Genomic DNA, 1,269 nt, shown 5'->3' with positions numbered 1-1,269 from the left:
TGAGGTGGTCGGGTGAGACGGGACAGAATAGGGCCTTATCTTTCTTGTCTGATGGCCACTCCTCCCAAACCGACCAAGCGACGCACCTATGATGCGGCCTTTCGCGCCGAAGCCTTGCGCTTGGCCAGCGAAAGCCGTTCCACCCAGGCTGCCGCTCGGGCCCTGAATATCAATCCCAAGCTGCTTTACAAGTGGCAGAAAGCCGTGCAGACGCCCGTGGCCGCCGCGATTGGCGCCAGCCTGGACCCCGCTACTGCCGCGGAGCTGCGCCAGCTGCGGGCCACCAATCGGCGGCAGGCGCAGGAACTAGAGATTTTAAAAAAAGCCATCGCCATCTTTTCGCAGACCAGCGACCAATGAGCCATTATCGCTTCATCGACCAGCACCGTGGGAGCTATCCGGTCCGTCGCCTTTGTCAGGTGCTGGCGGTGGCGCCCAGCCGCTACTACGCCTGGCAGCAGCGAGAGCAGCAAGGCCTCGGGCAACAAGAGCCGGCATGGGAAATAGCGCTAGATCAGACCTTTGAGACACACAAAAAGCGCTATGGTACCCGTCGGTTGCGCGTGGCCTTGCGCCAGCAGGGGCACCACGTGGGCCGCCAGGCCCTCCGCACGGCGATGCGCCGCCGGGGCTTGCGCGCCTTGCAGCCGAAGAGCTACACGCCGCGCACGACGGATTCCACGCACGGGCTGCGCTGTGCGCCGAACCGCTTGCTCGACCAGCCCACACCCACCCAGGCCAACCGCGTGTGGGTGAGCGACATCACCTATTTGCCGTTGGCCAGCGGCGAGTGGGCCTATCTATGTGCGTTTCAGGACGTGGCCAGTAAGCACGTCGTGGGCTGGCACGTGATGGCCACCATGCCGGAAGAGTTGATTACAACGGCCTTGCAACGGGCGTTGCTGGCCCAGCAGCCGGCTCCCGGCTTACTCGTACATTCCGACCGGGGCGGGCAGTACTGCGGCAAGGCCTATCGCGCCCTGCTGCACCGCCAGCAGGCGCTACGCTCGCAGAGCCGACGAGGTGAATGCTATGATAACGCCCAGGCCGAGAGCCTCTGGTCCCGGCTCAAAACCGAAGAACTCGAAGCCCGCGAATGGCCCGTTTTTGCCGATTTAGCTGACGCGCAGACTAGCGTCGCCGAGTATTTTGACTACTACAATCACCAGCGGCTGCATTCCAGCATTGGCTATCAATTGCCGTATCTTGCTCATTGTCAACTTCTTTAACTAACGACCCTAAACTGTCCCGCTCAACTAGACCACCTCA

General features: G+C 61.9%; 2 protein-coding genes. Both read left to right on the top strand.

The window, feature by feature from the left end:
• The first annotated feature begins 51 nt into the window (after positions 1-51).
• Entirely contained in the window at positions 52-360 is a 309-nt protein-coding gene (locus tag B9A24_RS00610) for a transposase (protein WP_084443159.1), read from the top strand.
• On the top strand, positions 357-1,229 hold the full coding sequence (locus B9A24_RS00605) for an IS3 family transposase (RefSeq protein ID WP_084443157.1): 873 nt from the start codon (positions 357-359) through the stop codon (positions 1,227-1,229). Before B9A24_RS00610 ends, B9A24_RS00605 begins: the two co-directional genes overlap by 4 nt.
• Positions 1,230-1,269 lie beyond the last annotated feature (40 nt).

It is taken from the genome of Hymenobacter roseosalivarius DSM 11622, assembly GCF_900176135.1.
In the GTDB taxonomy this organism is placed as follows: domain Bacteria; phylum Bacteroidota; class Bacteroidia; order Cytophagales; family Hymenobacteraceae; genus Hymenobacter; species Hymenobacter roseosalivarius.
Note: the sequence above shows the minus strand (reverse complement) of the source record. Positions and strands in the feature narration are given on the sequence as shown.

Bases quoted from the DNA above. Each gene is read 5' to 3' on its own strand.
- B9A24_RS00610 (WP_084443159.1), top strand. From the start codon at position 52: ATGGCCACTCCTCCCAAACCGACCAAGCGACGCACCTATGATGCGGCC.
- B9A24_RS00605 (WP_084443157.1), top strand. From the start codon at position 357: ATGAGCCATTATCGCTTCATCGACCAGCACCGTGGGAGCTATCCGGTC.